Source organism: Psychrobacter sp. H8-1, assembly GCF_904846575.1.
Lineage (GTDB): Bacteria > Pseudomonadota > Gammaproteobacteria > Pseudomonadales > Moraxellaceae > Psychrobacter > Psychrobacter fulvigenes.
Map to the genome: position 1 here is coordinate 271,576 of NZ_CAJHBG010000001.1, position 20,653 is coordinate 292,228.

14 protein-coding genes are annotated in these 20,653 nt (G+C 46.1%); 11 read left to right on the plus strand and 3 right to left on the minus strand.

Annotated elements, in window-relative coordinates:
• Positions 1-254 precede the first annotated feature (254 nt).
• The 8 genes from JMY01_RS01175 (at position 255) to JMY01_RS01210 (ending at position 11,926) form a co-directional block, all read left to right on the plus strand.
• Positions 255-974, plus strand: coding sequence for an amino acid ABC transporter ATP-binding protein (locus JMY01_RS01175; protein ID WP_201577032.1), 720 nt, complete (start codon positions 255-257; stop codon positions 972-974).
• 205 nt (positions 975-1,179) lie between these two features.
• Positions 1,180-2,394 carry an FAD-dependent oxidoreductase gene (locus JMY01_RS01180; protein WP_201573799.1) on the plus strand — a complete coding sequence of 405 codons (1,215 nt, stop codon included), beginning with the start codon at positions 1,180-1,182 and terminating at the stop codon, positions 2,392-2,394.
• A 480-nt stretch (positions 2,395-2,874) separates the two neighbouring features.
• Complete coding sequence (locus JMY01_RS01185) at positions 2,875-4,644, plus strand: AMP-binding protein (protein ID WP_201573802.1); 1,770 nt, start codon at positions 2,875-2,877, stop codon at positions 4,642-4,644.
• A gap of 199 nt (positions 4,645-4,843) precedes the next feature.
• A complete protein-coding gene (locus JMY01_RS01190; RefSeq protein WP_201573804.1) occupies positions 4,844-6,454 on the plus strand; it encodes a carboxyl transferase domain-containing protein in 1,611 nt (536 codons plus the stop codon).
• A gap of 181 nt (positions 6,455-6,635) precedes the next feature.
• Positions 6,636-7,454, plus strand: a complete 819-nt coding sequence (locus tag JMY01_RS01195) for an enoyl-CoA hydratase/isomerase family protein (protein ID WP_201573806.1) — start codon at positions 6,636-6,638, stop codon at positions 7,452-7,454.
• A 149-nt stretch (positions 7,455-7,603) separates the two neighbouring features.
• Positions 7,604-9,715: an acetyl/propionyl/methylcrotonyl-CoA carboxylase subunit alpha gene (locus JMY01_RS01200; protein WP_201573808.1), complete on the plus strand. Its 2,112-nt coding sequence runs from the start codon at positions 7,604-7,606 to the stop codon at positions 9,713-9,715.
• 36 nt (positions 9,716-9,751) lie between these two features.
• Positions 9,752-10,672 (plus strand): hydroxymethylglutaryl-CoA lyase, encoded by a 921-nt coding sequence (locus JMY01_RS01205; RefSeq protein ID WP_201573810.1) that lies wholly within the window; start codon positions 9,752-9,754, stop codon positions 10,670-10,672.
• A gap of 66 nt (positions 10,673-10,738) precedes the next feature.
• Positions 10,739-11,926, plus strand: coding sequence for an isovaleryl-CoA dehydrogenase (locus JMY01_RS01210; protein WP_201573812.1), 1,188 nt, complete (start codon positions 10,739-10,741; stop codon positions 11,924-11,926).
• A 212-nt stretch (positions 11,927-12,138) separates the two neighbouring features.
• Here JMY01_RS01210 and JMY01_RS01215 read toward each other — a convergent pair whose 3' ends face one another.
• Together JMY01_RS01215 and JMY01_RS01220 are read right to left on the minus strand one after the other, a co-directional pair.
• Complete coding sequence (locus JMY01_RS01215; protein WP_201573814.1) at positions 12,139-12,861, minus strand: pantothenate kinase; 723 nt, start codon at positions 12,859-12,861, stop codon at positions 12,139-12,141.
• 37 nt (positions 12,862-12,898) lie between these two features.
• Complete coding sequence (locus tag JMY01_RS01220) at positions 12,899-13,852, minus strand: biotin--[acetyl-CoA-carboxylase] ligase (protein WP_201573816.1); 954 nt, start codon at positions 13,850-13,852, stop codon at positions 12,899-12,901.
• Positions 13,853-14,029: 177 nt separating this feature from the next.
• Between JMY01_RS01220 and JMY01_RS01225 the strand changes: the two genes are divergently transcribed.
• Positions 14,030-14,833, plus strand: a complete 804-nt coding sequence (locus JMY01_RS01225; protein ID WP_201573818.1) for a sulfite exporter TauE/SafE family protein — start codon at positions 14,030-14,032, stop codon at positions 14,831-14,833.
• Position 14,834: 1 nt separating this feature from the next.
• On the opposite strand, the gene JMY01_RS01230 is transcribed toward JMY01_RS01225, so the two are convergent.
• Complete coding sequence (locus JMY01_RS01230; protein WP_201573820.1) at positions 14,835-15,134, minus strand: DUF4298 domain-containing protein; 300 nt, start codon at positions 15,132-15,134, stop codon at positions 14,835-14,837.
• Between the two features lie 139 nt (positions 15,135-15,273).
• On the opposite strand from JMY01_RS01230, the gene JMY01_RS01235 reads away from it, so the two are divergent.
• Positions 15,274-19,221, plus strand: coding sequence for an AAA family ATPase (locus JMY01_RS01235; RefSeq protein WP_201573822.1), 3,948 nt, complete (start codon positions 15,274-15,276; stop codon positions 19,219-19,221).
• A gap of 218 nt (positions 19,222-19,439) precedes the next feature.
• The gene (locus JMY01_RS01240) at positions 19,440-20,459 is read left to right on the plus strand and encodes a cell division protein ZipA C-terminal FtsZ-binding domain-containing protein (RefSeq protein ID WP_201573823.1); all 1,020 of its coding nucleotides are present in this window, start codon (positions 19,440-19,442) and stop codon (positions 20,457-20,459) included.
• Positions 20,460-20,653 lie beyond the last annotated feature (194 nt).

The window sequence follows — 20,653 nt, forward strand, 5'->3', positions numbered from 1 at the left end:
ACTATTGTAGGCTGTGGCTTTAGCCCAGCATTTTGCTTTCGCAAAGGTTTAAGCTGGGCTAAAGCCACAGCCTACTCGCATAAAAGTTAAATTATTGAGAGTGACTTTAACGATTATCTAATAACAATTTTTCGTAACAATTAACGAATGAAAACGGTTAGGAGCCAGTGATGAGTAATGCTGATACGTATATAAATAGCTTTGGCGGATTGGTCACAGATAATGGCCATGCTAGCGATGAGATAGTCATCAAAATGACGGATGTCAGCAAATGGTATGGCGACTTTCAAGTATTGACTGACTGTAGCGCGCACGTGCATAAAGGTGACGTGGTGGTGGTCTGTGGTCCCTCAGGCAGTGGTAAGTCCACGTTGATCAAAACGGTCAATGGACTGGAGCCTTTTCAAAAGGGCGAAATCATGGTCAATGGCATCTCAGTTGGGGCGCCAAAGACCAATCTGCCCAAGCTGCGTAGTAGTGTCGGCATGGTGTTTCAGCATTTTGAGCTGTTTCCGCATCTCACCATTATTGATAACCTGACGGTGGCGCAGATCAAAGTATTGGGCCGTAAAGAAGATGAAGCCAAGCGCAAAGCAATGGCGTATTTGGATCGGGTAGGATTAACGGTACAAGCGGCAAAGTATCCTGCTGAGCTATCTGGTGGGCAGCAGCAGCGGGTAGCGATTGCGCGGGCATTGGCGATGGATCCAGTGGCAATGCTATTTGATGAGCCAACCTCAGCGATTGATCCAGAGATGATTCAAGAGGTGCTTGATGTGATGGTAGAGCTGACCCACGATGGCATGACTATGATGTGTGTGACGCATGAAATGGGCTTTGCCAGTCAGGTGGCCAATCGCATTATCTTTATGGATGAAGGCTATATCGTCGAAAACTGTAGTAAAGATGAGTTTTTTGAAGGGGCAAAAAGCGATCGCGCGCAGATGTTCCTATCAAAGATTCTCAATCATTAGCATACAGCACTCGATTTCGAATCATTTTTTAAGCGTCTATCATTAGGCGCTTTTTTTATGGCAATGATTTTACTTGTTTATGTCGAAGTCGGGATTAATGTAAGGTGAGTGACCATCTGTTTACTGATACAATAAAGGTAAGCGTTTAAAAAATTAATTTTGGCAAAATCTAATAAACACAACTGTTAACTTAATTGGAGCTTGTATGAGTGCAGAACGTTCATCTACATCGAATGGGGTGGTCATTGTTGGCGCGGGTTTGGCAGGTTGGCATGTCATCGATGCCATTCGTGCTAAAGACAAAGACATTCCAATTACCTTAATCACGGCTGATAATGGCGACCGTTATCATAAGCCGATGCTGACGATGGCTATTAGCCAAAATAAAAGCGCCACAGATCTGGTACGCGCGACTGGGGCTGATGCGGCGGCGGCGGCGAATGTCAATTTACATGCCAATACGCAAGTCAGTGATGTCAATGCTGCCAGTCAGCAATTACATCTGATCTCTGCGCTGCGCTCGGATCCAGTGTATACCAACTATGCCACGATCAGCTATGACAAGCTGGTACTGGCAATGGGCGCACATCCAATCTTTCCAAAGAGCTTGCCAGAGGACTTGGTCTGGCACGTCAATCATATCGAGCGCTTTGGGCAGCTGCAAGAGCAATTGGCAACGGGCAGTCAGAGTGTCGCTATCGTCGGTGCTGGCATGGTTGGGACAGAAATCGCAGAGGACTTGCTCAAGGCTGGGCATGAAGTGACGCTGATTGATTTAAATGATGCACCACTTGCGCAAATGCTACCGCCAAAAGCGACGGCGCGTATTGCGCAAGCGGTCAAGTCCCAAGGCATTAACTTTTTGGGCGGTTGCCAAGTCTCTAGTATTACTCGCAATAATGAAGGTAAACTGCAGGTCAGCTATGAGCCAATAGCATCCGCTACAGAAAGCAGCGAAAAGCAACCTGAGCCACTGATCGTCGATCATGTGATTGCCAGTACGGGATTGCTCGTCGATGACAAATTACCCGCTGCCGCTGGTGTTGAGTTTGATCGTCGCACCGGTATCGTGGTCGATGCGACAACGCTACGTACCAATGCTTCCAATATTTATGCCATTGGTGATTGCATGTCTATTAATGGGGTCGCCTGTCGTTATGTCGCCCCGCTAAGGGCGCAGGCAGCAACCATTGCTGATGACATCTTGGGTCATGATCACGAAGGCTATGATCATAAGCCACCTATGATTCGCCTAAAAAACAAAGCCATCTCGGTCATGGTCACTGGTGTGCCGCAAGCTGCGGGTAATTGGCAGGTCAAGACCGAAAGTGAGGATGAGCTCATCATGGAGTTGCTTGATAATAATAATAAAGTCAGCGCGACGCTATCTATGAAAGCGCCAGTAACGCCTAAAGCCTAGTGATAAGAATTTTGTAAGGGCACTGCGAGATTAATAGAGTTTGGTTTGACTATAGACTTCTGATGTCTGTCGTTTGATGCCTAATGTCTAATGTTTGACTTCTAAGCCAGCCATACATGTTGAAATGTGTGGCTGGCTTTTTTATTTTTATTCTCACTCATACCAGTAGCAGACCAGTAGCAGGCTAGTAAAAAGGCTGTCTTCTTCGAGCTGGCTATAGAAATCCACAATCAAAAATTTAAACACTGGTAAAGTTGACTAGATACTATTATGGTATAGATAGGCTTTATATTTTGTCGTGCATCACATACCTATCGGCTTTTACCAAACAAATGAATGATCTTGTATTATTCTTTTTAAATGATACATATTGTATCATTGTTATTGACAGCCTTTCATTTGAAGCGGTATAGTAGTTTATATTTAAGGAAGAATAAAACGCTGATAGGCCATAAAAAGTAAAGAACGAAAGGACTCGTTATGACTCAATCCATTGATTTTGACATCATTTACAATGATATTTTAGATAAAGCACCAACCATCAATATGGGCGCAAAATCTGCCAATGCGCCACTCACCCAAAGCTATGACAAAGGTCCTGATGTGCCGCTGATTGAAGCGACCATCGGTGATTTCTTTGATGCTATTGTCCACAAATATCCAGATCGCATGGCGCTAGTTTCCCGCCATCAAGACATTCGCTGGACTTATAAACAGCTACAACAAAAAGTCAATCAGCTGGCAAGCGCCATCATAGAGATGGGGTTAGAGATTGGCGATCGTATCGGTATTTGGTCGCACAATAATACTGAGTGGCTACTGATGCAATTGGCAACCGCCAAAGTGGGCATTATTCTAGTCAATATCAATCCCGCTTATCGTACCTTTGAGTTGCAATATTCTCTCAATAAACTAGGCTGCTCGGCACTGGTGCTCATGCGCCACTTCAAAACCAGCGACTATACGCAAATGGTGCGTGAGCTCTGTCCAGAGATTTATCACAAAACTTACAATCAGCTGGATTTGGTCGAGATACCGACGATTGAGCGTATTATTTGGATTGATGAGCCGGGTAATGATGACACCTTTAGCTACATGCAAAGATTCTCCGACTGGATAAGTGAGGGTGATCCTAACGACCCACGCGTGGCTGAACGGCAAGCACAACTCAAAAATACTGACGCCATCAATGTGCAATTTACCAGTGGTACGACTGGCACGCCAAAAGGTGCGACCTTAACCCACCGTAATATCTTAAACAACGGCTACTTTATCGGTGAGGCGATGAATCTCACTGAAGAGGATATCTTGTGTATTCCTGTGCCGCTTTATCACTGCTTTGGTATGGTACTCGGCAATTTAGCTATTTTGACCCATGGTGGTTGTATCGTTTATCCCAACGATGGTTTTGAGCCATTGAGTGTCCTGCAAGCGGTCGAAGAAGAAAAATGTACGGGTCTGCATGGGGTGCCAACGATGTTTATCGCGATGCTTGATCATCCAGACTTTGACCAATACGATTTATCCACGTTGCGCACTGGTATTATGGCAGGCTCTAGCTGTCCTATTGAGCTGATGCGCCGTGTCATAGATAAAATGCACTTAAGTGAGATAACCATTGCTTATGGCATGACTGAGACCAGTCCAGTTTCTTGTCAGACCAACAAGCACACACCGCTTGAAAAGCAAGTTTCTACCGTAGGACTGGTGCAACCAGCGCTTGAAGTCAAAGTTGTCGATACAGAAACGGGCGAGATTGTGCCACTGGGAGAGACAGGTGAGCTACTTACGCGCGGCTATTCGGTGATGAAAGGCTATTGGGGCGACCGCTTCAAAACCCGCGAGTCTATTCAAGATAATTGGATGCATACCGGGGATTTGGCAACCATGGATGAAGATGGTTATGTCAAAGTGGTTGGTCGTAGCAAAGATATGATCATTCGCGGCGGCGAGAACGTCTATCCAGTAGAGATTGAAAACTATCTATATCGCCATCCCAAGATTCGCGATGTGCAAATCGTTGGCATACCTGATGAGAAGTATGGTGAAGTATTGGCAGCATGGATCATTCCCAAAGAGCCTGATTGCTTAACTGAAGAAGAGGTTAAGGAGTTCTGCCGTAATAACATTGCTCACTATAAAATACCGACTCACTATCGTTTCGTTGAAGAGTACCCAATGACCATTACGGGTAAAATTCAAAAGTATAAAATCGTTGAGATGATGAAAGAAGAGCTGGGCTTAGAGTGATGACTGCTCAAGGTTTAATGTCAGTATTAAGAGAGTTGTTGATTCAGAGAGTTATTAAAAAAAGCTGTTAACTATTAAATAAAAACTTCATTCTCAATTATTTAGCATTGGCGTTTTTATAGATTAGGTAAAAGACCTAGCCAACGCCAACCTATTTAGATGGTTGAGAGTTAGATATAAAAGTATAAAAAGGGATATCATGAGCGCTATCATAACCAGTAAACTGAGTCCAAATGCTGCTGAATTTCAGCAAAACAGTGCCGCTATGCAAGCGGTGGTCGATGATTTATATGTGCACTTGCGTAAGGTCGTCCAAGGCGGCTCAGAGCGTGCACGCGCCAAGCATTTAGCACGTGGCAAGCTGCTGCCTCGCGAGCGTGTCGAGCGTTTGCTTGATGTGGGTACGCCGTTTTTAGAAGTAGCTCCGATGGCGGCGCACGATATGTATGGCGAAGATATTCCCGCTGCTGGCGTGATTGCGGGTATCGGCCGCATTAACGGCACTGAGTGTATGATCGTCTGTAATGATGCCACGGTAAAAGGCGGCACCTATTATCCATTGACGGTCAAAAAACATCTACGTGCGCAAGAAATCGCCCAAGAAAACAACTTACCTTGTGTGTATTTGGTGGACTCAGGTGGTGCGAACTTGCCCAACCAAGATGACGTGTTCCCAGATAAAGAGCATTTTGGGCGTATCTTTTTTAATCAGGCCAATATGAGTGCTGCGGGTATTCCACAGATAGCAGTGGTCATGGGTAGCTGTACGGCAGGCGGTGCTTATGTACCAGCGATGAGTGATGAGTCTATCATCGTTAAAGACCAAGGCACCATCTTTTTGGGTGGTCCGCCACTCGTAAAAGCGGCAACTGGCGAAGAGGTCACTGCTGAAGACTTGGGCGGCGGTGATGTGCATACCCGTCTGTCAGGGGTAGTGGATCACTTGGCGCAAAACGACACTCATGCGTTATCGATTGCGCGTAATATCGTCAGTCATCTCAACCGTCCTGCTAAACAAATCCCAAATCAAATCAAACCACGTCCACCTCGCTATGATGCTAAAGAGCTATACGGCGTCATTCCAACGGATAAGCGTAAGCCCTTTGATATCAAAGAAATCATTGCTCGTATCGTCGATGACAGTGCCTTTGATGAGTTTAAAGCGCGCTTTGGTACCACGCTGGTTTGTGGTTTTGCTCATATCGAGGGTATGCCAGTCGGTATTATCGCCAACAACGGTATTTTATTCAGTGAGTCGGCGCAAAAAGGCACGCACTTTATTGAGCTGTGCTGTAAGCGTAAAATTCCACTAATATTCTTACAAAACATCACCGGCTTTATGGTCGGCCGTAAATACGAAAACGAAGGTATTGCCCGTCATGGTGCCAAGATGGTGATGGCGGTGGCTAACGCCAAAGTACCGAAATTTACTGTCATCGTTGGTGGCTCATTTGGTGCTGGTAACTACGGCATGTGTGGCCGTGCTTATAGCCCACGTTTCTTGTGGATGTGGCCAAATGCGCGTATCTCGGTGATGGGCGGTGAGCAAGCAGCCTCGGTACTTGCAACCGTCAAACGTGACAACTTCGACCGTAAAGGCGAGGAGTGGAGTGCAGAAGATGAGGCCGCATTTAAAGCGCCTATTCTTGATATGTATGAAGAGCAAGGTCATCCATATTATGCGACGGCACGTCTCTGGGATGATGGGGTGATTGATCCTGCCGATACGCGTAACGTACTGGCGTTAGGCCTAAGCGCTGCCTATAACGCCCCGATTGAAGAGACTACTTATGGTGTCTTTAGAATGTAAGGATTTTAAGGTCTGCCCATAATAATTTACTACTGCGTCAACCTCATTTGAAGTACGATTTGTACATCTGCATTCGGTTTCCTTGTATTAATATTATTATGGATTGACTGGAATTTTGATTAAGTTGTTTTTAATTAAGTGCCTATAAAAAGACACCGATATAAAAAATATAGAGAAAGTTATGAAAAAAGACAGTGATAAAAAGTCTGAGAATTATAAAAGCCTACTGGTTGATATCGAGCAGCATGTTGCTACGGTGACATTAAATCGTCCTGAGATACGTAATGCCTTTAATGATGAAACGATTGCCGAGCTGACGGAGGTTTTTACCAAGCTTGGCACTGATGATAATGTCCGAGTCATCGTCTTAGCGGCAGCGGGTAAAGCATTCTGTGCTGGTGCGGATCTGAACTGGATGCGCGCGATGGCAGATTATAGCTATGAAGAAAACCTAGCCGATGCGGATAAGCTCGCGCAAATGCTGAAGACCATTTATGAGTGTCCCAAGCCAACGGTTGCCGCTATTCAAGGTGACGTCTATGCCGGTGGCATGGGTCTAGTTGCGGTATGTGATGTGGCTATAGCTGTGAAAATTGCCAATTTCTGCCTCAGTGAAGTGCGTTTAGGGTTAGCCCCTGCAACGATTAGCCCTTATGTCATACGAGCGCTAGGGGCGAGAGCATCACAGCGTTATTTCTTAAGCGCTGAGGTTTTTGATGCCAAAAAAGCACGTCAGTTGGGCTTTATTCATGAGCGCGTCAGTGAAGAATCGCTTGATGATGCGGTTGCTGCATTTTGCTCAAAGATAGTCAAAAACAGCCCTGATGCGGTGAAGACCTGCAAACGCTTATTACATGAAGTAGCGGGCGCACCCATTAGCGATGAGTTGATTGCTGATACGGTTAAAGGCATCGCTGATATCCGCTCATCAGAGCAAGGCCGCGAGGGCGTACAAGCCTTTTTGCAAAAGCGCAAGCCTGATTGGCTGACAACAAGTTAAGACTAAAAAAGAGACTTTTGATAAACAAGTTTTCGATAAATGAACAATAATTGCGTTTAAATTAAAACAGTCACAGGTCAACATCAGCCTATATTTTTATTATTTATCAATGATAAAAATGATAAAAACGACAAGACACAGGGATAGTTATGTTTTCTAAAATTCTAATTGCCAACCGTGGTGAAATCGCCTGCCGTGTTGCAGCCACTGCCAAGCGTCTGGGTGTAAATACCGTCGCTGTTTATTCTGATGCTGACCGTGAGGCTAAGCATGTCGCTGTCTGTGATGAAGCGGTTTATTTGGGCGGATCATCTCCCAAAGACAGCTATCTGAAAGGCGACGCTATCATTGCGATTGCTCTTGAGGTTGGCGCCCAAGCGATCCATCCAGGTTATGGGTTTTTGAGTGAAAACGCGGACTTTGCCCAAGCCTGTCAGGATGCAGGGCTAGTGTTTATAGGTCCATCAGCTGATGCGATTCGTGCGATGGGCGGCAAGTCTGAGTCCAAGCGCTTGATGGAGGCGGCTGGCGTGCCACTGATACCTGGTTATCATGGTGACAATCAAGATGCAGAGTTCTTGCAGCAGCAAGCGGATAGTATTGGCTATCCTGTACTGATCAAAGCCAGTGCTGGCGGTGGCGGTAAAGGCATGCGTATCGTTGAGCAGAGCAGCGACTTTATGGGGCTATTAGACTCATGCCGCCGCGAAGCGATTACCAGTTTTGGTAACGATCAAGTATTGATTGAAAAGTACGCCCTAAAACCACGCCATATTGAAATCCAAGTATTCGGTGACACGCATGGTAACTATGTGCATCTGTTTGAGCGTGATTGCTCGGTACAGCGTCGCCATCAAAAGGTGTTAGAAGAATCCCCTGCGCCTGGTGTCGATGAGGCGATGCGTGAAGCGATGGGGACAGCCGCGATAGAAGCGGCACGAGCAGTCGGTTATGTCAATGCGGGCACGGTAGAGTTCATCGTTGAGCAGCGCGAAGGCAAAATGAATTTTTATTTCATGGAAATGAATACCCGTCTGCAAGTTGAGCACCCGGTCAGTGAAGCCATTACTGGTGTGGATTTGGTTGAGTGGCAGCTGCTGGTTGCAGCGGGTAAGTCATTACCAAAGTCTCAAGATGAGCTGGCTATCAATGGTCATGCGATTGAAGCACGTATTTGCGCTGAAAACCCTGACAATGGTTTTTTACCTGCGACAGGTTCTTTATTTACTTATCAAAAGCCTGAGCACAGCACATTTAATGTTGCAGGTGTGCGTATCGATGATGGCGTACGTGAGGGCGATGTGATTAGCCCTTTCTATGACTCTATGATTGCCAAGCTTATCGTTCATGCGCCCACTCGCGAGCAAGCATTGGCTAAGCTTGATCGAGCACTGGGACAAACACGCATTGTTGGCTTGCCGACTAACGTGGCGTTTTTGCGCTACGTTCTCAATACTGAGTCATTTAGTCAAGCCAATCTCGATACCGCACTGATAGAGCGTGAAGCGGACGAGCTGTTTAATCAGCATCCTCTGCAGTTATCGACGCTTGCTGTGACTGCCATTGCTCAGCAGCTTGCCAGTGAAGACACAGCACAAAACACAGATGTAGATCCGTTTAGTAAGTCTACTGGCTTCCGTGCTTATAGCGACTATACAAGATCGTTTAGCTTGATTTATGACGAGCAAGCTTACAGCGCCCGCATTAGTAATTGGCACAATGCGAATGGTGCTGATAGCAAAAAGGGTAGCGATACTCTCAGTAGCTTTACGTTGGTCATTGAAAAAGAGATCGCGAGTAGCGATACTCAAGAGAATGTCAATGTCGCCGCTCAGACAGAAACGGTTTATAAAGGTGAAGTTAGCTACGCTAGCAGTGATGCACACAATCATACTGTCTGGTTAGATGGCGCACGCATCAGCGCTCAGAGCTGGGTAAATAATGAGACCGTCTATGTGTTCACTGATAAAGGGCGTGATGAGATTACGTTGATTGATATCATGGCGCATGTGGGCGAAGAGTCCGCGGCTGTTGGTAGTTTAAAATCGCCAATGCCAGGACAAGTCGTTGCCTTTAAAGTGGCTGTCGGCGATAGCGTGAAAAAAGGCGAGCCACTTGCCGTTATCGAAGCGATGAAAATCGAACATACCATTACCGCACCGACTGATGGCGTGGTGGCAGAGCTGTTATTTGCGGCGGGCGACTTGGTAGCCGATGGTGATGAGCTGCTGCGTATCGACACGGAAGCTAGCGAAGCATAAGAACCGAAGCATAAGAACAATGAAAGGATAATAACCATGAGCCATTCGTATCCAGAGCACGTCACCATCGTGGATGTCAGCCCACGTGATGGCTTACAAAACGAGTCCATGACGGTGCCAACTGCGGTTAAGCAAACGCTTATCAACGATTTGATCGCAGCAGGCGTCAAAAAGCTTGAGGCGACCAGCTTTGTGTCGCCAAAATGGGTGCCGCAAATGGGCGACAACAGTGAGCTGATGATCGCGCTTGCAGATCATAGGCGTGATGACGTTATTTATTCGGTACTCGTGCCCAATATGCGCGGTTTTGAAAACGCCATCGTGCACCGCCCTGATGAAATCGTTATCTTTGGCTCAGCCAGTGAGACCTTTAGCCAAAAAAACATCAATTGCAGTATCGATGAAAGTATTGAGCGTTTTGCCCCTGTTGCCGCTGCGGCAAAAGAGCAAGGCATCAAAGTACGCGGCGTCATCTCTTGTACGGTCGGTTGCCCTTACGAGGGCGAGATTGATCCTAGCCAAGTGGCTTATGTTACTAAGCGTTTGGTTGAGATTGGTTCAGAGCAGATTGGTATTGCTGATACCATTGGTGTTGGTACCCCGCTCAAAGTACAGCGCGCGCTACAAGCTGCTTTAGAGTATGCTGATATCGCCATGTTATCAGGACATTTCCATGACACTTATGGTCAAGCAGTCAGTAATACTTTAGCGGCTTTACAAATGGGCGTTAGTGAGTTTGATACTTCAGTGGCGGGGCTTGGCGGTTGTCCGTATGCCAAAGGCGCAACGGGTAATGTCGCCACCGAAGACGTTGTTTATATGCTGCACGGAATGGGTATCCACACTGGTATTGATTTGGATAAATTGGTCGTGGCAGGCGAGCGTATCAGTGAGTTTTTGGGTCGCCGCAATGGTTCAAGCGTGGCACGTGCCATTATCAATAAGCGTCAGTCTTAACTAACACTACTTTAAAAAAACAGATTAAAATTCAAGATTTAAAACATCAAAATACAAGGAATGGTTATGAGTTTACCTGGATTAAATTTTCAGCTTGGCGAAGATATCGACGCATTACGTGATGTGGTGCAGCAGTTTGCCGCAAAAGAAATCGCTCCACGTGCGGCTGAGATTGACAGCAGCGATGAGTTCCCAATGGATCTATGGCAAAAAATGGGCGACCTAGGTCTACATGGCATCACTGTTCCTGAAGAGTACGGCGGTGCTGATATGGGCTACGTTGCGCATATGGTCGCGATGGAAGAGATTAGCCGCGCTTCTGCGTCCGTGGCGCTGAGCTACGGTGCGCACTCTAATCTGTGTATCAACCAAATTAAACGCAATGGCTCAGAGGAACAAAAGCAAAAATATCTGCCCAAGCTTATTAGCGGTGAATTCATTGGTGCGCTGGCGATGAGTGAAACTGGCGCTGGCTCAGATGTGGTCAGTATGAAGCTAAAAGCCGAAGAAAAAGACGGTAAGTATATTCTAAACGGCAGCAAAATGTGGATTACCAATGGTCCTGATGCGGACGTGATGGTGGTTTATGCGAAGACCAATCCAGAGATGGGTGCCAAAGGCATGACGGCATTTATCGTTGAAAAAGGCATGGAAGGCTTTGGTACAGCGCAAAAGCTGGATAAACTCGGTATGCGCGGTAGCCATACAGGTGAGATGACCTTTAACAATGTTGAAGTCCCAAGCGAAAACATCTTAGGTAACTTAAACGAAGGTGTTAAAGTGCTTATGAGTGGACTGGATTATGAGCGTGCGGTATTGGCTGCAGGTCCTATTGGCATCATGCAAGCCGTGATGGACAATGTCGTCCCTTACATTCATGATCGCAAGCAGTTTGGTCAAGCCATTGGTGAGTTCCAGCTCATCCAAGGTAAAGTCGCGGACATGTATACCATCCTGCAAGCGGGGCGTAGCTTCTTATATACCGTCGGCAAGAATTTAGACATGTTAGATCAGCGCGGCGCAGGTCATAGTAGAGAAGTGCGCAAAGATTGCGCCAGTGTGATTTTATGGTGCGCCGAAAAAGCCACATGGATGGCAGGTGAAGGCATTCAAATCTTTGGTGGTAATGGCTATACCAATGAGTATCCACTTGGTCGCTATTGGCGTGATGCCAAGCTATATGAAATCGGCGCGGGCACCAGTGAAATTCGCCGTATGTTGGTTGGTCGTGAATTATTTAACGAGACCAAATAATACCAACTCCCAAAATTCGATTAACTTTGTCAAACTTGCTAAGCCTACATGATGTAGTGCTTGCACAAGTTTTCCGCGTTACTCTAACTTTTGGAAATGGTATAAACATACTTACGTTTAGATCAAACCAAAAAAGCAGTACGTTTTTAGCGTACTGCTTTTTTATTTCTATTGTATAAAGTCATTAAAATGACCCTGCTTATTTATTATAACTATTTTCTATGATCGAAATAGCGAGATAGACCATTTAATAATAAATCATCACGGATGCGGACAGAACGATTGACGTGCTGAGCAATGATATGAGCATCGCCACCCGTCATAATCAGTTCAAAATTTGGATGACGGCTGCTGATTTCATTCACTGCACCGACGATAGACAATAATATCCCACGATGAACGGCATCTTGGGTGGTTACGCCTTGGCCGACACTATCAAAGGTACCGTTAGAGATGGTGATTTGTTTGGTACCTGAAAACAGCGAGTCACGTTGGAGATAAATGCTAGGGAAGATATAGCCCCCTAAATGCTCAGCATGATCAATCAAGTCGATAGTCACTGCCGTACCACAGCCAATCACACATTGGCGCTTTTGTTTATCGACGGCGCCAAGCATTTGCAACCAGCGGTCGCAGCCTAGTTGGTTAGAGTCATAGACACTCTTCATCAAAGGATGCTCAGCATCAACATGCACAAACTCAAAGGGTATATCTAGCCGACTTAAAGTCTCTGATACTTTTACGTTTAGCTCATCACCTAGCACTGATGAGATGCCGATAAAGTCAGGCGCATAGCGCTCAAATCGATCGGTCAGACCCATTAATAGTTCCGCAGGTGCTTGCAGATGCTGCTTGGCATCGTGTGCGACTATCTGACCAATATCATCGGTCAGCCAGTATTTAAGACGGGTGTTGCCAAGATCTAACCAGAGCATAAAAATCCTTTTATATAGTGCCTGTTGGGTCTATAGTTTAAGCCTTATGAAGAACGTCAATTCGACCAGTAAAAAGCGTAGAAATCTTACCGTTATCTTGGCGTAATTGCAAACATCCATGTTCATTAATACCGCAGGCGTGTCCAGTTATGACATCGGTATCGCCACTATGGTCTTGAGTGACACGCAGTCGCAGCCCTGCCAGCGCATCCATCGAGTCAAATTGCTGTAAGAAGCTTTGCAAATAATAAGTGTGACCTGTTGGCTTCTCTATATGCAAGTGTTCGAAGCGGCTGATGGCAGCAACCAGTGTTTCACTCATTTGCTGATACAGCGTTTGCAGATTTGGCAGGCTAGTAGCCTGTTTATCAGGCGTCAGCATTCCATAAATATCTTGCAAGCTAATAGCTTGATAGCTCATGCCTTCACACGTTTGTGCGGTTAATTTTGGTGTGGCTTGTACATTAAGACCCACTCCCATCACCACGCCCACCAGCTTGCCAGCTTGGGTTACTGGCTCAATTAAGATACCAGCAAGCTTGCTAAATTGAATAACCTGCGTGCCTGATACGGACTCATTTTCTTCAGATGGAGGGTGATAAAATCCCAAATCATTGGCCCATTTTACACCGATAGGTACCAACGCTTGCGCACGTAGTTGCTCGTTAAGCGTTTGAATAACAGGCATCTTTGCCAACTCAACGCCGATGATTAGTGACAACAAGCCACTAATGGGCATGTGCACTGGGTGATAGAGCGACAGATAAACATTGCCGCGCGGTGATTGCCATGAGCGTCCTCGCTGTCCGCGTCCTGCACTCTGGGTTTCAGCCGTTAGTAGATGCAACTTAGTAGCATCCAGCGTGCCATCTTGCACAGCGTCTATCAGCTCACTATTGGTAGAGGCGCTGCTGAGCACATGACGATGCGTAAGCTCAGCTAAATGGACGGAAGGATTGGCTGGTGACGGCACAGATATAGATAACGGCATAAATTTAGTCGCTGTAGGTTCATATAATGTTTAATCGAGTCTTTGAGATAGCTTTTGATATACTAAGGCCATTGTTAAGAATGACAGCCATCGGCAGAATTGTCACGACTTAGATGCTAATGACGCGCAGGCGCTGGTTATTATCATATAAAAATAACCATAATAAAAGGTAGAGCTATGTTATATGTGTGGTTTGTCATTGCAGGGGCGTTTGCTGGGGTCAGCGCAGGTTTGTTTGGCGTCGGTGGCGGCATGATTATCGTGCCAGCATTGGTATGGATTTTTACTGCGTATCATTTTCCTCCTGAAGTGGTGACCCATTTGGCAGTTGGTACCTCACTTGCGACCATTGTAGTGACTTCTATTAGCTCACTCACGGCGCATAATAAGCGCGGCGGTGTACGCTGGGAAGTGTGGCGCAAAATGGCGTTGGGCTTGATCATCGGTAGCCTCGTTGGCGCGGGTGTTGCTGACATGATTGACGGTAAGGTATTGCAAGCCATTATCGGTGTCGGCGCGTTATTGGTTGCTTTAAAGATGTTGTTCTTTTCTAACAAAGAGCAGCTAGGTAAGCCGTTACCGTCAGCTGGTGTGCAGTTTGGCGCAGGCACGGGCATTGGTATGGCATCGTCTATTTTTGGAATTGGCGGTGGTAGTTTGACCGTACCGTTTTTGAACTGGGCTGGGCTATCGATGAAACAGTCAGTTGGTACTTCAGCGGCTTGTGGCTTACCGATTGCATTGGCAGGCGCGGCAGGGTTTGCATGGTTCGGGCAAGATGTTGTCAATTTGCCAGAAGGTACGATAGGATTTGTGCATATCACAGGATTTTTATGCATTTCAGTTGTCAGTTTCGCGATGGCAAAAGTTGGCGCCAAGCTTGCCCATGTATTGCCTGCGCTAACACTTAAGCGTGCCTTTGGGGTGTTGTTATTATTTGCAGGCGGGCAATTGTTGTTGAGTGGGATTGGGGTGATTTAAGTTACTTCTTATCAATCGCATCAAGCCCCAAACGCATCCACTTTCGTGCCAGCTCATCATGGTCGCTGAGCATACTCCATAGCGCATCTTCACTAAAGATAGAGTGCTCTTTACCTGAGTGCTCAATTGGCAGATCCGCTTCACGATCCGTCATCCATTGCGGATTTAGATAGTAGTCTTTTAATTCGTTTTGCAATGCTTCAGCTTTTAAGAACTGCTGTTGCGCTTCAAGCTGTTTACGATGTAGCTCACACCATTCTTCATATTTTTGTTGTAGTTCTTGCGGATTATAATCAGTCATCTGAATTTCCTTAATCTTTAGTGTTTAGATGAATTATATAGATTTTAAGCCATATTATAGCATTCCTCACAAACTCTAAAAACTCGTCACAATTTCAGGTAGAATAGCCGCCTGTTTTCGCTAAGTTTATTGATTATTCATGCGTCTAAAATCTCTAAAGCTGGCAGGCTTTAAATCCTTTGCCAATCCAACAACTTTTACCTTCCGTCATGGCATCACCGCCATTGTCGGGCCAAACGGCTGTGGCAAATCCAACGTCATCGATGCCATTCGTTGGGTGCTTGGTGAGACCTCTGCCAAGCAGTTACGTGGCGGAGCTATGAGTGATGTCATCTTTGCCGGCACGCAAGACAAATCCGCCAAAAGTTTTGCCAGTGTCGAGCTGACTTTTGAGCATACGCAAGACGAGCAGACAGGTATTCGCCATGAGTTTAACTTATATCATGAGCTGTCAGTCCGCCGACAGGTAAATCTGGAGGGACGCTCAGACTACTTTATCAATGGCACGCGCTGCCGTCGCCGTGATGTAGTCGATGTATTCTTGGGAACGGGGCTTGGCGCGCGCAGTTATGCAGTCATCGAGCAGGGTATGATTGGGCGAATTGTTGAATCTAGCCCGCTGCAGCTGCGTGAATTTATCGAAGAGGCGGCAGGGGTTTCTCGCTATCAAGCGCGTAGGATAGAGACGCAAAAGAAGCTCGAGAAAACGCAAGACAACTTAGCGCGTCTGCATGATATGCAAAGCGAGCTGGTCAGCCAACAAAAACGCTTATCTAAGCAAGCAGAAAGCGCTCAGCGTTACGAAGAGCTAGCGTTAACACTTGCTGATATCAAGCAGCAACTTGCCATTCAGCAACTGTATCAAGCCAAGCATAATCAGCAGCAGCAAAAAATAGCTCATGAGCGTAGCGCTAGTGAGGTCGCAACATTACAAGCCAGCTATGAGGCTCTAAAAGCCAAACAAGATAAGCTTGCTGCCCATATCAATCAAGAACAGTGGCTAAAAGACGATGCCCAAAGCAGCCATTATCAGCAGCAGCTAAGCTATCAACAAGCTGAGCACCAGCTAAGTGATGCAAAGTCGCAGCTAACCGTTATTGAACAGCAACTAGTCAGTTTAGAGCAGCAGCGTGAGCAAGCAGTCGATGAGATTGAGCGTTTAAAAGCTGAGCAAGCTGAGCAGCAAAACGTGCTAGAAGAATTGCGTCCGCAGCTAATTGAACTGACAAATAAACGTGAAGCGTATAAACGCAATGAGCAACCGTTGCAGCGCGCATGGCATGAAGCGCAAAACCAGCTGTCACGCCTGCAAGATAATGCGCGTACGCTTGAGCAGCAGCAAGCGATTAATAGCCAAGCGCAAAAACGTCATCAGCAAAACCATGAGAAATGGCAGCGTCGTCAGCAAAATTGGCAGAAACTATGGCAGCAACTACAACAGTCACTAGCACTAGCTGCCAATGCTGACAGGGCTGATGGTGATGGGCAAGAGCAGGCTGATGCGAACAATTTGCAGCGCACATTAGAGATGCAAGTGACTGAGCTAAATAAACAGTTGCAGCAGATTGAGCGTCAACAAGATAGCGTTGATGAGCGCCTGTCTGAGCTACAGCCGCAAGCGCATGATTTACAACAACGCTTGATAACTCAGCAACGCGAGTTGAGTGAGAATGAAAAACGTCACGCAGTCTTAGCAGGTGAGTACGATACTCTACATCAGATATTACATCCTAAACCCACACCAAAATCGCAACAGCAAGCATCTATTTCAGGAACTGACAATTTAAAAACTGATTTAGAAAATGAAATAGCCAACGACTATAACGACTTAGCTATCACCACCTTACGTGAGCAGATTGAGTTAAGCGCGAAAGGTCAGCAGCACGCAGAGTTACTTGATAGCGTATTGGCGTTATGGCTCGATAGTCATGTGCTGGTTTCTAAACAATCAAGTAATGAAAAAGTTAACGGCGATGTTGAAAAAGCGAATAGCTTATGGCAAGCGCTTGAGCATGACTTAACGGATTTGTTCACTTATCAGAATGCGCAAAACGAACAGATTAATAAACAGGACAATTCTTCAATAGAAAGTGGCCATAGCCTGTGGCTATCTGCTAAGCAAAGTGAGGTTAGAGATAATTTATTTGTTAGCCCATTGCCTGATAGCTTGGTTGATAAAGTACTGCCTTTATCACAGTTAATTACTGCACCTAACTTAGCGCTTTGGCAACAATGTTATTTATATATCGCAGAACCTGAAACGAATAATGAACATAATTTTGAAGCCTTGGCCAATATTTTAAAAGTATTGTCGTCGTCAGCAATTCTGCTAACCTCGGATGGCTGGATTATCAGTCGTCAGGGTACGATTAATCTCAATAAGTTTATTGGTGCGCAAGATGGTCAAAACGATAGCAATAACCAATTCTTAACGCAGCGCTTACAGCAGCGAAGCCGTTTGCAGGCGTTAGAAGATTTGCTTGATGAGTTTGAAACCAAAATACAAGCGCAGCAAAAGACCATTGCGAATAACCAGCGTAACTATGATGCACTGACGATCAGCTTAGAAGAAACTCGCGCGCAAGCTGAGCAATTAACCCGCGATAAGCATCAATATCAGCAGCAGCTTACCACGCAGCGCGCCAACGCTGAGCGTCTACAAGCAGACAGCCAGCGTCTAAATGCTGATAAAGTTGCCCTTGAGCAAGAGCAACAAGAGCTTGAGCAAGAATTGCAAGCCCTCAATCATGAGCAGCAACATATTCGAAGTGAGATAGCGGCGCTAACGCCACAAATAGTGGATGCTCGGACATTGAGTCAGCAGTTGCAGTCCGAACGTAGTGAGCTTGCCCGCACACGTCAGACGGATGAGGACGCTTGGCAAGCATTGCAGCTGCGTACGCAACAAAGCGAGATGCGTTTAGAGCATAGCGTTAATAGTCTTACCCGTGCGAGTGAGCAACATGATAAGTCACTACAAAACGAGCAAAGTCTAAAGGCGCGTCATGAGCAGCAGCAAAACAAGATGCCAGCACTGCAAGCAGCATTGCACACAGCGCAGACAGTACGCGATGAACAGCAGGCAGTATTAGCAGAGCGTGAGTCGGCATTAACGGCGCTTAAAGGGGAGTATAGTCAGCAGCAGGTCGAGCTAGACAGTTTGCAAAACGCATTGCAGACTCAACAAAGCGAGCTTGCACATCACGCTACCGAGCTGGCATTAAGCGCAGCACGTTTAGACGATGCCAGTACTCATACGCAAGAGGCTTTAGAAGCTTACTATAGCATTAGGCATAGATACAAAACTGATGAAGAGTTACCACAGCAACCGATTAGTGTCTCAAATTTATTAGCGGATTTTATCGCTCATGATCGCCGTGTACGTCCAGATAAAGTCGCTGAGCTTGAGAGCGAGCATGCTAAGCTTGACCAGCAGCTGAGTAAAATTGGCGCGGTTAATCTAGCGGCAGTTGCAGAGCTGGCTGAAGTCAATGAACGTTTAGAGCCGCTGGCGCAGCAGACAGAAGATATTGCTGCCAGTATGCAGACGTTGACCGAGGCGATTGCCTCTATTGATGAGACGACCAAGACGCTATTTATGCAGACACTTGACGCGGTCAATAATGAGCTTGCCAATTTATTTGCCAAAGTCTTTGGTGGTGGGCAAGCAAGCCTAACGCTAAATACTGACGATATGCCTGCTCATGCACCAAAATCAGAGCAGTGGCGGGCAGGGCTAACCTTGATGGCACAACCAAAAGGCAAGCGTAATAGTCGCCTGGCTGTACTCTCAGGTGGTGAAAAAACCCTGACAGCGCTGAGTTTAATTTTTGCGATATTTAAGCAGCATCCCGCACCCTTTTGTGTGCTTGATGAAGTCGATGCACCCCTTGATGATGCCAACGTCGCCCGCTTTACCAGTCTCATTCATGAACTAGCAGACGATTTGCAGTTTATCTTTATCAGTCATAATAAGCTGACGATGCAGATTGCTGATGAGCTAAAAGGCGTCACGATGCCAAGCGCTGGCATTTCTACCTTGGTCAGCGTCTCACTTGATGAAGCTGCAAGTTATGTTGAGGGTTAGGATTAGTAATTGAGGTTAGAGCATGTTTATAAGGATTAATGAACATGGCACTGACGTTAACGTTGATATAACAACATTTATTGTAATAAATGCCATAATAAATAGCGTACTATAAACGGCTGCTATATGGTGACGATGATAGTCAGCCATGCTAGACTATTGCCGTTTATAACCTCTTGTGTATTCCCTTTTATCATAGTTATTAGGATGTGTTTCTCATGACCGCTATTCAGTTTGTATTGATTGCCATTGCTGCCTTTATTGTGCTTGCAGGCCTGTTTATGGTCATTCGCAGCTTTAAGCGTCGCAATAGCCCTGAGCCTTTGGTGGTCAATTATGATAAAAACGGTATTCCAATCATACCGCGCCATGAGCGCAATATCGTCGATCAGCCAGATCTAGAAGATACAGTCGCTGGCGAGACGACCATTGCTCCCAACCGCGACTATCTGAATGCGGTCATCGAAGATGAGCCAGTCACCGAGGCTCATACCAATGTCGATGCACAATTGACGCAAGGTCGCGGCGATATGAATCACGCCAATGAGCACGTAGATGATGAGGATTATGTACGCTGGCAGGCTGAGCAACGTCGCGAAGACGATGCGGAGTTTGTAGAAGTGGCTAACCAACTACAGACTGATAGTGAGCAAGAGCCTGATGCGTTTTCTAGCCTTATGTCCGCCACTGACAGCTTGATGCCAGTCATTGATACGGCAGAGGAGCCAAGCTTCGACGATAATAGCCCGATACTTGACCAACATCTGCTAGAGCCAGTTGACCAAGCGCAAAACGGTCCACTCATCAATGCCAAAGACAACATCAATATCACCATCTTGCCGCATCAGTATCGTGACCGTCCGCCAATGGTTATTCGAGGTCGTGACTTGCTCACATTAATTGATAAATATGGTCTGCGCTTTGGGGCGATGAATATGTTCCATCGCTATGAACAAAAAGACGGCACGGGTATGCTGTGGTTTAGTATGATGGGCATCACAGATAGTGGTATCGCACCTTTTGATCCACATAACGTAGCGACCAACACTTATGACGGTGTGGTGGTGTTTTTATCACTGCCGCACCCACAAGCGCTGCGCAGTTTCGATAGTATGATGAGCATTGCTTACATGATGGCTGATGACCTAAATGCGATGATACTTGATGAAAGTAATGAGCCGATCACGCCTGAATATAAGCAGCAGCTGCGCAATCAAGTTCGCGATTATGGTATCTAACTGCGATAAATTTTAAAAACACTATCTCAAGGCTATCTGTTAAAAAAACTGTCACTCTCTATCATTTCATTATCATAGCCAAATACTGTCAAAGGCAAATAACGTCATTTGTTTACGTTATTTGCCTTTTTCAATTGTCCTAATTTGCTGCAAAATTATATCCGAGCAACCTGCAAACTTGTTATCATATCGGC